12 protein-coding genes are annotated in these 12,633 nt (G+C 59.6%); 2 read left to right on the top strand and 10 right to left on the bottom strand.

The window, feature by feature from the left end:
* Positions 1 to 102 precede the first annotated feature (102 nt).
* Positions 103 to 1,116: a luciferase-like monooxygenase gene (locus tag KHA73_RS01945; protein ID WP_234587942.1), complete on the top strand. Its 1,014-nt coding sequence runs from the start codon at positions 103 to 105 to the stop codon at positions 1,114 to 1,116.
* A gap of 33 nt (positions 1,117 to 1,149) precedes the next feature.
* Here KHA73_RS01945 and KHA73_RS01940 read toward each other — a convergent pair whose 3' ends face one another.
* A complete protein-coding gene (locus KHA73_RS01940; protein ID WP_234587940.1) occupies positions 1,150 to 2,592 on the bottom strand; it encodes an MFS transporter in 1,443 nt (480 codons plus the stop codon).
* Between the two features lie 121 nt (positions 2,593 to 2,713).
* On the opposite strand from KHA73_RS01940, the gene KHA73_RS01935 reads away from it, so the two are divergent.
* Positions 2,714 to 3,580: a helix-turn-helix transcriptional regulator gene (locus KHA73_RS01935; protein WP_234587939.1), complete on the top strand. Its 867-nt coding sequence runs from the start codon at positions 2,714 to 2,716 to the stop codon at positions 3,578 to 3,580.
* Positions 3,581 to 3,588: 8 nt separating this feature from the next.
* On the opposite strand, the gene yedF is transcribed toward KHA73_RS01935, so the two are convergent.
* The 9 genes from yedF to rbfA form a co-directional block, all read right to left on the bottom strand.
* Entirely contained in the window at positions 3,589 to 3,828 is a 240-nt protein-coding gene (gene yedF, locus KHA73_RS01930) for a sulfurtransferase-like selenium metabolism protein YedF (protein ID WP_061799849.1), read from the bottom strand.
* Positions 3,825 to 5,039, bottom strand: coding sequence for a selenium metabolism membrane protein YedE/FdhT (yedE, locus tag KHA73_RS01925; protein WP_234587937.1), 1,215 nt, complete (start codon positions 5,037 to 5,039; stop codon positions 3,825 to 3,827). The genes yedF and yedE overlap by 4 nt, the downstream gene beginning before the upstream one ends.
* A 146-nt stretch (positions 5,040 to 5,185) precedes the next feature.
* Positions 5,186 to 7,120: a DEAD/DEAH family ATP-dependent RNA helicase gene (locus tag KHA73_RS01920; protein WP_061799853.1), complete on the bottom strand. Its 1,935-nt coding sequence runs from the start codon at positions 7,118 to 7,120 to the stop codon at positions 5,186 to 5,188.
* Entirely contained in the window at positions 7,110 to 7,184 is a 75-nt protein-coding gene (yrbN, locus tag KHA73_RS24625) for a protein YrbN (RefSeq protein WP_223499600.1), read from the bottom strand. Before yrbN ends, KHA73_RS01920 begins: the two co-directional genes overlap by 11 nt.
* Positions 7,185 to 7,431: 247 nt before the next feature.
* Complete coding sequence (nlpI, locus tag KHA73_RS01915; protein WP_099064500.1) at positions 7,432 to 8,316, bottom strand: lipoprotein NlpI; 885 nt, start codon at positions 8,314 to 8,316, stop codon at positions 7,432 to 7,434.
* Positions 8,317 to 8,444: 128 nt separating this feature from the next.
* Positions 8,445 to 10,562, bottom strand: coding sequence for a polyribonucleotide nucleotidyltransferase (pnp, locus tag KHA73_RS01910; RefSeq protein ID WP_234587935.1), 2,118 nt, complete (start codon positions 10,560 to 10,562; stop codon positions 8,445 to 8,447).
* Positions 10,563 to 10,818: 256 nt separating this feature from the next.
* The gene (rpsO, locus tag KHA73_RS01905; protein WP_004933502.1) at positions 10,819 to 11,088 is read right to left on the bottom strand and encodes a 30S ribosomal protein S15; all 270 of its coding nucleotides are present in this window, start codon (positions 11,086 to 11,088) and stop codon (positions 10,819 to 10,821) included.
* 135 nt (positions 11,089 to 11,223) lie between these two features.
* Positions 11,224 to 12,168: a tRNA pseudouridine(55) synthase TruB gene (gene truB / locus KHA73_RS01900; RefSeq protein ID WP_234587933.1), complete on the bottom strand. Its 945-nt coding sequence runs from the start codon at positions 12,166 to 12,168 to the stop codon at positions 11,224 to 11,226.
* The gene (rbfA, locus tag KHA73_RS01895; protein ID WP_061799862.1) at positions 12,168 to 12,578 is read right to left on the bottom strand and encodes a 30S ribosome-binding factor RbfA; all 411 of its coding nucleotides are present in this window, start codon (positions 12,576 to 12,578) and stop codon (positions 12,168 to 12,170) included. Before rbfA ends, truB begins: the two co-directional genes overlap by 1 nt.
* Positions 12,579 to 12,633: the final 55 nt, after the last annotated feature.

Here is a 12,633-nt window from a genome sequence, read left to right as displayed (position 1 = left end):
TTGGATTATGCTTTTAACACTAAAAAGCATCTTTTTTGGCTTTGTAGTTTGCAGACTCCTGCAATCGCCCTTTAAGCGATCAACCCTCTGATGGACGATGTCATGACTGAAAAAGCTGCCGTACCGCTTTCGGTACTGGACCTGTCCCCCATTCCGCAAGGGGCCAAAGCGCGCGACGCCTTTCACTGCTCGCTGAATTTGGCGCAGCACGCCGAAAAATGGGGCTACCAGCGTTACTGGCTGGCGGAGCACCACAATATGACCGGCATCGGCAGCGCCGCCACCTCGGTGCTGCTGGGCTACCTGGCCTCCGGCACCCAGAGCATCCGCCTCGGCTCCGGCGGCGTGATGCTGCCCAACCATGCGCCGCTGGTGATCGCCGAACAGTTCGGCACGCTGGAATCGCTGTACCCCGGCCGCATCGATCTGGGGCTGGGCCGTGCGCCGGGCACCGACCAGCGCACCATGATGGCGCTGCGCCGCCATCTGTCCGGCGAGGTGGATAACTTCCCGCGCGACGTGCAGGAACTGCAAAATTATTTCTGCGATGCGCAGCCCGGCCAGCCGGTGCAGGCGGTGCCGGGCCAGGGGCTGCACGTGCCTCTCTGGCTGCTGGGTTCCAGCCTCTACAGCGCGCAGCTGGCGGCGCAGCTCGGCCTGCCGTTCGCCTTCGCCTCGCATTTTGCGCCGGATATGCTGTTCCAGGCGCTGCAGCTGTATCGCGAAAACTTCAAACCGTCCAAACAGTGCGCGCAACCGCACGCCATGGTGTGCGTCAACGTGGTGGCAGCCGACAGCGACAGCAATGCGCGCTTCCTGTTCAGCTCGATGCAGCAGCAGTTCATCAACCTGCGCCGCGGTTCGCCCGGCCCGCTGCCGCCGCCGGTGGATAACATCCACGCGCTGTGGACCGCCGGGGAGCAGTATGGCGTGGAGCAGGCGCTGCGGATGTCGATCGTGGGTGATGAAAATACCGTGCGTCACGGGCTGCAGGCGCTGCTGCGTGAAACCGACGCCGACGAGATCATGGTCAACGGCCAGATCTTCGATCATCATGCGCGGTTGCGCTCGTTCGAGATTGTCGCCGGGGTGAAAGGGGATTTACTGAAAGGTTAAGCCGGTGGGGGAGCCTGTCTCCCCCGCCTCACTTCATGAACGGCAAGGCTGCTTCAGCGCCGCCTGCCGCCGCTCGGCGCGCAGCACCAGCAGGGTGCGCGACAGCAACGCCAGCATCAGCACGAACTCTACCGCCACCGCCGTCAGTAACGCGCTCAGATAGTTTCCCTGCGTCACATGCAGCACCTGCACCAGCACCGTGCCCAACAGAATCGGCCCCAGGCCGAGCGCAGTCTGCTGCACGGTAGCCAGCATGGCGCTGCCGGAACCTGCGTGCTCGGTCGGCACGTCGGACAAACCGATGCGGAAGAAGCTGCTGACGATAAACGCCTGGCCAAAGCCAATCAGCAGCGTCGCCGGGATCAGGTTGAAGATCCCCGGCTGCGGCCACACCAGCCGCAGCGTCAGCATCAGCGCCAGCAGGCCCGCCATCTGGATCAGGCAGCCGAACATCAGGGTGCGCACCTTGCCGAAATGCTCAACCACCGTACTGCTCAGCAACGACGAGGCGAAATAGGCAGCCCCCAGCGCGATAAAGGCGTTGCCCGACTGGAACGAGTTCAGCCCCGCTCCTGCCTGCAGCGTCAGCGCCATAACGAACATAAAGCCGCTCCAGCAGGAGAAAAACAGGATGGCGATGATCAGCCCGAAACGCACGCTGGCCAGCCGCAGCAGCGCCGGCGGCAGTAGCGGGAAGTTATTTCGCTGCTCCTGCCGCCGCTCCACCCGCCACAGCAATGCCAGCAGGGGCACGCTGGCGGCCAACAGCGCCAGGCACGGCCACGGCCAATGCCACACCGGCCCCAGCGCCAGCGGGAACAGCAGGCAGGCAATGGTCAGCCCCAGCAGCAGCGTGCCCGGCAGATCGATGCTCACCGGTTTTTCGCCGCGGGTGTCCGGCACCCAGCGATGGGCGCAGGCCAGCACCAGCAGGCAGACCGGGATGTTGATCAGAAATACGCTGCGCCAGCCGTAGCCCGCCACGTTAAGGGTGATCAACAACCCGCCCAGCACCTGGCCGACGATAAACGCCAGCCCGCCGATGCCGCCGTACAGCCCCAGCGCCCGGGTGTGTTCGCGGCCACGCAGGCACACGTGAATGGTGGCGAGAATTTGCGGCACTATCAGCGCCGCTCCCACCCCCTGCAGCACCCGCGCCAGCAACAGCAGCCAGACCGAGTTCGCCATCCCGCACAGCAACGAGGCGATGGCGAACAGCCGGACGCCCCACAGGAACAGGCGGCGGCGCCCCAGGTTATCCCCCAGCCGGCCGCCCATCGCCAGGCAGACGGCAAAGGCCACGCCGTACACCGCCACGATCAGTTCCAGCTGCGCCGGGCTGGCGCCCAGCGATTGCGCCATCGAGTCCAGGCCGACGTTGACGATGGAGAAATCAATCATCGGCAACAGCTGCCCGGCCAGCAAAATAATCAGCCCTGCGCGGCCCAACCTGGCCGCAGGTGATGCAATGTTCATCGTGTTCAACCATTGTGTTAATCCAGGAGTGTGACTAGCATCACCCTTAAATTACACGGGTACCAGTTCTTGATTATCATGGTATAAATACTACCGGTCTCGTTGCAGGAGTGAACTATTTATGCCCGTAACTATCCCCTTATCCGCCACCGTCCATGCCGACAATCGCAAGCTGCTGGGCGATTTTCTACGCGCGCGCCGTGAGAACCTGGATCCTAACCGCCTCGGCCTGCCGCGCATGCGCCAGCGCCGCACCCCGGGCCTGCGGCGCGAGGAAGTGGCGCAGCTGGCCGACGTCAGCATCACCTGGTACACCTGGCTGGAACAGGGGCGGCCGATACAGGCTTCGCCGAAAACCCTCACCGCCATCGCCAACGCGCTGCAGTGCAACGAAGCGGAAACCCACCATCTGTTCCGGCTGGCGGGCCAAAGCCTGCCTGCGGCAGCGCAAAGCGAAGTCTGTGAGCATCTGTCGGTATACGGCCAAAAAATCCTCGACCAGCTCGATCCGCTGCCGGCGATCATATCCAACGCCCGTTTCGATATTCTGGGGTTCAACCGCGCCTATTCCCTGCTGATGGGCGTCGATCTGGCCGAGTTGCCGCCGCAGGACCGCAACTGTATTTACCTGGCCTTCACCCATGAGCAGTGGCGCGCCAGCCAGTTGGACTGGGACGAAGTGATGCCGAAAATGGTGGCGCTGTTCCGCGCGCAGATGGCGGAACATTTGGGCGATCCGCTCTGGGAACAACAGTTGGCGCGTTACCAGGCGGCCTCCGAGGATTTCTGCACCCTCTGGGAGCGGCACGAGGTGCGCAGCATCGACAACAACATCAAGCGCTTTCGCCATCCGTCGGTCGGGATAATGAACCTGCGGCAAAATAACTGGTGGTCGGCGCCGCGCAATGGCGACAGGATGCAGGTATATGTGCCGGCGGACGAAGCCAGCGAGCGCCGCCTGCATCAGTTGACCGGCGGCGCGGAATAGCCCGATGATTAACGCTGGATCAGGTAACGGATGGTCGGGCCGTCCTGCTGGATATCCAGCACCTTGTAGCCATGATTGCGTGCGTCGAGCGGGATGTTGTTGATCGACTGCGGGCAATCGCTGATCACTTCCAGGATCTCGCCCGGCTTCAGCTGCGGCATCGCTTCCAGCGTCGCCACCGCCGGGTACGGGCAAGGTTCCCCCAGCATATCCAACCGGTAATCCGGCACTATCGCCGTTGCTTTCATGGCACACTCCTTAAATTCACCACCTGCGCCTCAGGTTTGGCGCGGAAAAAGCGTTTCTCCCACCACAGCATGGCGGCAAAGGCCAACGCCAGCAGCAGATAGGTCACCAGCAGGCCGCCGATCGGGCCGAAGGTATCCAGCAGGTTGATTTTATCGTAGTCGGTGGCCAGCGCCGGGGCAAAATCATCCCAATAGTAGGCCAGCAGCGTGGCGCCGATGATGTTGCCCAGCCCCACCCACCAGTAATGCACCTGCCCTTCTACCGCCCGGTACATCCAACCGGTTTCACAGCCGCCAGCCAGCACGATGCCGAAACCGAACAGCAGGCCGCCCAGCACCGCGTTCGGGCCGGCCCACATGATTTTCGGCGCGACGCCAAGCTGCACGTAACTGAAGATGCCGATGGCGCTGACCGCCATGCCGATGATGATGGCCTTCGCCATGTGGGTGCGGCCGGTGATCCACAGATCGCGGAACGCCGAGGTGAAGCAGATCTGCGCACGCTCTATCAGCAGGCCAAAGCCGATGCCGAACAGCATGGCGATGCCCAGCCTGGGCGCCTCGAACAGCGTCCACAGCGACCAGGCCAGCGCCAGGCCGAAGATGGCCATGCCGAGGCGAAAGCGGCGGCGCGCCTGCTCAGGCTTTTGCGTCAGCGGCGCGGCGGCCTTCACCTTCTGCAGCTTGACCGGAATGCGGAACACCGGCAGCAGGGTGAATTTGGCGCCAAAGTAAGAACCGGCGGCGGTCGCCAGCGCGAAGAACCAGGCGTGCAGCGAGAACTGCGGGATGCCGGTGAAGAAGGCCGCCAGGTTGCAGCCCATCGCCAGCCGGGCGCCGAAACCGGCGATAATGCCGCCCAGCAGCGCCTGCACGATGCGGATGCGATGCTGCGGCTGGCGCAGCTTGATGTTGTTGGCCCACAGCGCGGCGGCGATGCAGCCGGCGAACATGCCGATGATCATCCGGCCGTCGATGCGTTCAAGCGGCGTGCCTTCAAGACCGATAACCTTGAAATAGCCCCACTGTTCCGGATGCAGGCCGAACCACTGCAATACGTGGCCGCCCCAGCGGGTGAATTCACCGGTCACCGCCCAGAAGGTGCCGGTCATGCCGAAGTAGTAGGTAGAGAGGATCCCGGCGGCAATCACCGCCGGTAACGGCGCCCAAAAGCGCACCAGGTATTGAGATTTAAATTGCTGCCAACTCATGGCATCTCCCGTGCATATCATCCATAAGAAAAAACCTTATGAATAATACGCCATTTACCGGCGCTTGACGGCAAATTTCAGGTATAAAAAAACCAGCCCGAAGGCTGGTTTTCAGTGCGACTGACCGCGGAGGGTCAAATCAGCGATTATGCATCACCGAAACGGCGACGTGGAGCCGCTGGCGCTGAGTCATCACGACGCGGAGCCGGCTTGCCGTCACGGTTGAAGTTACCGCCACGGCGCTCGCCGCCGGCGTTGCCGCCTTCGCGACGCTCACCGAAAGAACGACGCGGAGCACCTGCGCCTTCACGGCGTTCGCCGTTGAAAGGACGACCGTTGCCACGACGCTCACCGGCGCCGCCTTCACGACGCTCACGACGTTCATGCGGCTGTGCATCGCCCAGCAGTTGCATGTTCATCGGCTTGTTCAGGATGCGGGTACGAGTGAAGTGATTCAGGATCTCGCCCGGCATGCCTTTTGGCAGCTCGATGGTGGAGTGAGAAGCGAACAGCTTGATGTTACCGATGTAACGGCTGCTGATGTCGCCTTCGTTAGCGATAGCGCCAACGATATGACGCACTTCCACGCCGTCATCACGGCCCACTTCGATGCGGTACAGCTGCATTTCGCCAACGTCACGACGTTCACGACGCGGACGGTCACCGTCACGGCTGTCTGGACGCGCATCGCGACGACGGTCGTTGCCACGATCGTCGCGATCGTTGAACTCACGGCGCTGACGCGGTTTGAACACCGGGTCCGGCGGCAGGATCAGAGGGCGTTCGCCCTGGGCCATTTTCAGCAGCGCTGCGGCCAGGGTTTCCATTTCCAGCTCTTCTTCCGGCTGCAGTTTAGCCAGCAGCGCACGGTACATGTCCAGATCGCTGCTTTCCAGCTGCTGCTGGACTTTAGCGGCGAACTTGGCCAGACGACGTTGACCCAGCAGTTCTGCGTTTGGCAGCTCAACTTCTGGAATGGTCAGCTTCATGGTGCGTTCGATGTTGCGCAGCAGGCGGCGTTCGCGGTTTTCCACGAACAGCAGCGCGCGGCCGGCACGACCGGCACGACCGGTACGGCCGATGCGGTGAACGTAAGACTCGGAATCCATCGGGATGTCGTAGTTCACAACCAGGCTGATGCGCTCAACGTCCAGACCACGGGCCGCAACGTCGGTGGCGATCAGGATGTCCAGACGACCGTCTTTCAGACGCTCCAGGGTTTGCTCACGCAGCGCCTGGTTCATGTCGCCGTTCAGCGCGGCGCTGCTGTAACCGCTGCGCTCCAGCGCTTCGGCCACTTCCAGGGTCGCGTTTTTGGTGCGCACGAAGATGATCGCCGCGTCAAAATCTTCCGCTTCCAGGAAACGCACCAGCGCTTCGTTCTTACGCATGCCTTGCGCAGTCCAGTAGCTCTGGCTGATGTCTGGGCGGGTAGTGATGCTGGATTGAATGCGCACTTCCTGCGGCTCTTTCATAAAGCGGCGGGTAATGCGGCGAATAGCTTCCGGCATGGTGGCGGAGAACAGCGCGGTCTGATGTTCAGCCGGGATCTCAGCCATGATGGTTTCTACGTCTTCGATAAAGCCCATACGCAGCATTTCGTCGGCTTCATCCAGCACCAGGCCGCTCAGGTTAGAGAGGTTCAGGGTGCCGCGTTTCAGGTGGTCCAGCAGACGGCCTGGGGTACCTACCACGATTTGTGGGCCCTGACGCAGGGCGCGCAGCTGCACGTCATAACGCTGGCCGCCGTACAGGGCCACAACGTTTACGCCATGCATGTGTTTGGAGAAATCGGTCATTGCTTCGGCAACCTGAACCGCCAGTTCGCGGGTTGGCGCCAGCACCAGGATCTGAGGTGCTTTCAGGTCTGCCTGCAGGTTATGCAGCAGCGGCAGCGAGAACGCTGCGGTTTTACCACTACCGGTCTGCGCCATGCCCAGCACGTCGCGGCCGTTCAACAGGTGAGGAATACACTCAGCCTGGATCGGTGATGGTTTTTCATAGCCCAGATCGGTCAGGGCGGAAATGATCGGAGCAGACAGCCCCAGGTCAGCAAAAGAGGTTTCAAACTCAGTAGTCATGTACACGTGCCTCATTAATAATGGCAGCCAGTCTACATAACTCGTCGAGAAAATTTTCAGTCATTTTCATTGAAAAGTGTGAACCGGCTCAAATTAGATTATAAAACGAACAAAAAAGCCCTCGCCCGTGAAGGCGATAACTTTGGCTATAAAACCAATGTCGATCAGGCTGATTACCCTTCATCTTTCAAGCTGCCGCTGCGTTGGCTGCTCTCCCTCACCCTCGTCACTTAGTGAACTAAGCTCCCAGGGATTCGTTCGATTGCCGCCTTGCCGCAACTTGAAATCTATTGGGTAGAGGTGTTCGTCAGCTATTGCTGGTCCGATTCCGATAGGTCGTCTTGTTCTTGGCCCAAAAGCGCCAATTCCAACAATGCATAGCGGTGCTCAACGAAGTTATGAACGTTGTTAGCAACCGTCAGTTTGAACAGCGCCGAAGCGGTGTCCTTGTCCCCCAGACTCAGGTAGTGTTTACCTAAATAGAAGTCAGTTTCACTGAGATGCTCAGCGAGCGAAGTGTTATCCGTTGCATCTGCCTTGAGGCGTTCCATCAGCGTTTTTTCGCTAATGTTGCCCAGGTAGAATTCGACAATATTCCATCCCCATTGCCCTCTGTTCGCTTTGTCATAACGCTGCTTGAGCGCTACGTCAGCCTTCTTGGGATCGATTTCTCGCTCCACAAGATACAGCCACAACGAACGGAAGGGATCGTTTGGGTCGTCTTGATAAAACGCCTGCAGATCATCCTGCGCCAACGGGAAGCGGCCGCCATAATACAATGCGATGCCCCGGTTTAAACGCGCGTAATTGTAAGTTGGATCAAGCTCTAGTACAGAATCAAACGCTTCATAGGCAGCATCAAAATTGCCTGCCTGCGTTAAGTAAATGCCCAGGTAGTTGAAAACTTCCGGCATATCAGGACGTATCGCCAGCGCTTGCGAGAAATCATTGCGCGCCAGTGCACGTAGCCCGAGGCTATCATACAGCACACCGCGCTCATATAAAAGCTGCGCACGCTCATCGTCCGTCAGTGCCCGGCTGGCAAGTATTTGTTCCATGCGCGCCAGGATCACTTCCTGCTGCAACGTAGGCTGCAACGGGATCGCCAAAACTTCGTCTTTACGCCAATCATGGTTGCTGCATCCTGCCAGCATGAGTGCTGTCGCAACGTAACACCAGCGCAAGAAAGGCTTCATTTCCCACTCCCGAAGACAAACATTGGATGAACGTCCTGTCCTCCGTTTGCTAATACGCAGGCATCCTACCCGCGCGATACGAACAGCTCCCAACCCCATGGCGGGGAGCTGTAAAACTATCTATACAGTTATTCTGCTTCAGGCGCAGGCGAACCCGCTTCTGGCGCTGTCGCTTCTTTGATGCTCAGACGCACGCGGCCCTGACGGTCAACTTCCAGTACCTTAACCGGCACTTCCTGACCCATCTGCAGATAGTCGGTCACTTTCTCAACGCGCTTGTCGGCGATTTGAGAAATGTGCACCAGACCTTCTTTACCACCGCCGATAGCGACGAACGCGCCGAAATCAACGATACGGGTCACTTTACCCTGGTAAATGCGGCCAACTTCGATCTCTGCAGTGATCTCTTCGATACGACGGATAGCGAATTTCGCTTTCTCACCGTCGGTCGCAGCGATTTTAACTGTACCATCATCTTCGATTTCGATGGTAGTACCGGTCTCTTCGGTCAGCGCACGGATCACCGAGCCGCCTTTACCGATCACGTCTTTGATCTTATCCGGGTTGATGCGGATAGTGTGAATACGCGGTGCGAACTGAGAGATATCGCCGCGCGGGGTGCTGATAGCCTGTTCCATCACGCCCAGGATGTGCAGACGCGCGCCCTTGGCCTGGTTCAGTGCCACCTGCATGATTTCGCGGGTGATGCCTTCAATTTTAATGTCCATCTGCAGCGCGGTGATGCCGTCGCGGCTACCGGCCACTTTGAAGTCCATGTCGCCCAGGTGATCTTCGTCACCCAGAATGTCGGACAGAACCACAAAGTTATCCGCTTCTTTCACCAGGCCCATCGCGATGCCCGCAACGGCGGCCTTGATTGGCACGCCGGCGTCCATCAGCGCCAGGGAAGCGCCACAGACTGAAGCCATGGAAGAAGAACCGTTGGATTCGGTGATTTCGGAAACCACGCGCACCGTGTACGGGAAATCTTCCGGTTTAGGCATCATAGCCAATACGCCGCGTTTTGCCAGGCGACCGTGACCGATTTCACGACGCTTAGGTGAACCGACCATGCCGGTTTCGCCCACGGAGTACGGAGGGAAGTTGTAGTGGAACAGGAAGCTGTCGGTCTTTTCGCCCATCAGCTCGTCCAGGTTCTGCGCGTCGCGCGCGGTGCCCAGGGTCGCGGTAACCAGCGCCTGAGTTTCGCCGCGGGTGAACAGCGCGGAACCGTGGGTGCGCGGCAGTACGCCGGTGCGCACGTCCAGGCCACGGATCATGTCTTTTTCACGGCCGTCGATACGCGGCTCGCCACGCAGTACGCGGCTACGCACCACGTTTTTCTCAACGCTGCCCAGGATGTCCTGAATTTCAGACGCGTCCAGAGTCTCGTCCTGCGCCAGCAGGGTTTCGACCACGCTGTCCTTGATCGCATCTACCTGAGCGTAACGCTCTTGTTTCTCGGTGATGTGATAAGCGTCGCCCAGGCGAGCTTCAGCCAGCTCGGCCACGCGCGCGTGCAGCGCTTCGTTGACCGCAGGCGCCTGCCAGTCCCACTTAGGTTTGCCGGCTTCGGCCACCAGGGAGTTGATGTTTTCGATAACAACCTGCTGCTGCTCGTGGCCAAATACCACGGCGCCCAGCATCTGATCTTCGCTCAGCACGTCGGCTTCGGATTCAACCATCAGCACCGCGCCGGCGGTACCGGCAACCACCAGATCCAGGCTGCTGGTTTTCAGCTCGTCGGTGGTTGGGTTCAGCACGTACTGGTCGTTGATGTAACCTACGCGCGCGGCACCGATTGGGCCGTTGAACGGAATACCGGACAGGCTCAGGGCTGCAGAGGCGCCGATCATCGCAACGATGTCCGGGTTAACCTGCGGGTTAACGGAAACCACGGTCGCGATCACCTGAACTTCGTTCAGGAAGCTGTCCGGGAACAGTGGACGGATCGGACGGTCAATCAGACGCGAGGTCAGAGTTTCGCCTTCGCTCGGACGGCCTTCACGACGGAAGAAACTGCCCGGGATACGGCCGGCAGCGTAGGTACGCTCCTGGTAGTTAACGGTCAGCGGGAAGAAGCTCTGGCCCGGCTTGGCTTTTTTCTGGCCCACTACGGTAACGAAAACTGCGGTGTCATCCATGCTCACCATAACGGCGGCAGTGGCCTGACGCGCCATCATACCGGTCTCGATGGTGACGGTGTGCTGGCCATACTGGAATTTGCGAATGATCGGTGTCAGCAAAATTATATCCTTGATTAACGGCGCGCAATCGTATTGACGACTCGACACGCCTGTGACTCGATTTGCCTTCTCACTACATCCTCGCGACTAATGACAATCCTTATCTCAAGCCTGAGACAAAGCCTCTCATTAGCCGCGCGAACCTCTGTAACGGAAGAACCTGTTTGGAAACATCAGTAATACATTAACCTGATTTGCTTATGCTTCCTAGAAGAAAGGGGCCAAAATAGGCCCCTTTCCACTGAAACTTGCTAGATTAGCGACGCAGACCCAGACGCTCGATCAGGCTGGTGTAACGCGCTACATCTTTACGCTTCAGGTAGTCCAGCAGCTTACGACGCTGAGAAACCATACGCAGCAGACCACGACGGCTGTGGTGATCTTTTTTGTGCTCGGAGAAGTGGCCTTGCAGATGGTTGATCTGCGCAGTCAACAGGGCAACCTGAACTTCGGTAGAACCGCTGTCGTTAGTACCACGACCGAAATCAGCTACGATTTGAGCTTTAGCTTCAACACTTAGAGACATTGTAATACTCCAGATTATAGATAATAAAAACAGGCGCCGATCTCTAATTCAGCAACCCAATGCATAAGCTGCGCCATTCTACTCTGATCCCCGTCATCCTTCAAGCTGCCGGGGAGGTGAGCAGCGCGCCCGCGCTCAGTCGAAATGCTCGACCACCAGGCGGCGCGGCGCCACGCGGCCGTCGTCGGCGATGTCGCCCACGCCAATGAATTTGCGCGCTTCGCCTTCGGTGATGCGCACCATGCCGGAGGCCGGCGCGCCGGCAACCTGCACCGGCTGCCCCTGCTTGACGTAGCCCGCCACCACCGGCAGCAGGTTCACTTCCGGATAATTCTCAACCGGGCTGTCCATCGGCATCAGCAGCGGATCAAGCAGTTCGCCCGGCGCAATCTCTTGCGCCTGCGCCTGCTCCAGCAACGCGTTCAGCTGCTCCAGCGTCACCATGCGCTCTATTGGATAGGTCGCCACCTGCAGGCGGCGCAGATAGATAACATGCGCGCCGCAGCCCAACAGCTCGCCGAGATCGTCGGTGATGGTGCGGATGTAGGTGCCTTTCGAGCAGTGAATTTCCAGCTCCAGCTCATCCCCTTCCCAGCGGATAAACTGCAGTTCGTAGACGGTGATGCTGCGCGCTTCACGCGGCACTTCAATGCCCTGGCGCGCATACTCATAGAGTTTCTTGCCCTGATATTTCAACGCCGAGTACATCGACGGCACCTGCTGGATATCGCCGCGGAAGCTGTCCAGCGCCGCATCGAGCTGCGCCTGGGTGAAATTCACCGGGCGCTCCTGCACAATCTGGCCGTCGGCGTCCGAAGTATCGGTGCGTTGGCCCAGCCTGGCTATCACCCGGTAACGCTTGTCGGAATCGAGCAGAAACTGCGAGAACTTGGTCGCTTCGCCCAGGCAGATCGGCAGCATGCCGGTCGCCAGCGGGTCGAGCGCGCCGGTGTGGCCGGCGCGGTTGGCGTTGTACAGGCGCTTCACTTTCTGCAGGGCGTCGTTGGACGACAGGCCCTGCGGTTTGTCCAACAACAGTACGCCGTGGATATCACGGCCGCGGCGACGAGGGCGACTCATTAAGCCTCCTCGTCATCGCCTGATGCGGAACGGCGTTCGGCGTCGTTCTTCACCACGTTAGTCACCAGGTTGGACATGCGCATGCCTTCCACCAGGGAGTTGTCGTAAGCGAAGGTCAGCTCAGGCACCACGCGCAGACGCATGGCTTTGCCCAGCAGCGTGCGGATATAGCCGGCGGCGTCCTGCAGCGCTTTGATGCCGTTGGTCACCAGATCCGGATCGTGGTTTTCGGTCAGCACGTTCAGGAAGGTGACGTACACCTTGGCATACGCCAGGTCACGGGAAACTTCGACGCCGGATACGGTCGCCATGCCGATGCGCGGATCTTTGACTTCACGCTGCAGAATGATCGCAATCTCTTTCTGCATCTCTTGCGCCACGCGTTGGCCGCGGCTGAATTCTTTTGCCATTTTGGATTCTCCAGACAAATCGGGGGGCACAAAGGCCCCCCGTAAACAGATTTAA

It is taken from the genome of Serratia entomophila (genome assembly GCF_021462285.1).
In the GTDB taxonomy this organism is placed as follows: Bacteria; Pseudomonadota; Gammaproteobacteria; order Enterobacterales; family Enterobacteriaceae; genus Serratia; species Serratia entomophila.
The sequence above is the reverse complement of the archived record's forward strand: the minus strand, read 5'-3'. Positions and strand labels throughout refer to the sequence as shown.

Bases quoted from the DNA above. Each gene is read 5' to 3' on its own strand.
- KHA73_RS01940 (WP_234587940.1), bottom strand. From the start codon at position 2,592: ATGAACATTGCATCACCTGCGGCCAGGTTGGGCCGCGCAGGGCTGATT.
- yedF (WP_061799849.1), bottom strand. From the start codon at position 3,828: ATGAAAGCAACGGCGATAGTGCCGGATTACCGGTTGGATATGCTGGGG.
- KHA73_RS01920 (WP_061799853.1), bottom strand. From the start codon at position 7,120: ATGACTACTGAGTTTGAAACCTCTTTTGCTGACCTGGGGCTGTCTGCT.
- KHA73_RS01945 (WP_234587942.1), top strand. From the start codon at position 103: ATGACTGAAAAAGCTGCCGTACCGCTTTCGGTACTGGACCTGTCCCCC.
- yedE (WP_234587937.1), bottom strand. From the start codon at position 5,039: ATGAGTTGGCAGCAATTTAAATCTCAATACCTGGTGCGCTTTTGGGCG.
- rbfA (WP_061799862.1), bottom strand. From the start codon at position 12,578: ATGGCAAAAGAATTCAGCCGCGGCCAACGCGTGGCGCAAGAGATGCAG.
- KHA73_RS01935 (WP_234587939.1), top strand. From the start codon at position 2,714: ATGCCCGTAACTATCCCCTTATCCGCCACCGTCCATGCCGACAATCGC.
- truB (WP_234587933.1), bottom strand. From the start codon at position 12,168: ATGAGTCGCCCTCGTCGCCGCGGCCGTGATATCCACGGCGTACTGTTG.
- rpsO (WP_004933502.1), bottom strand. From the start codon at position 11,088: ATGTCTCTAAGTGTTGAAGCTAAAGCTCAAATCGTAGCTGATTTCGGT.
- nlpI (WP_099064500.1), bottom strand. From the start codon at position 8,316: ATGAAGCCTTTCTTGCGCTGGTGTTACGTTGCGACAGCACTCATGCTG.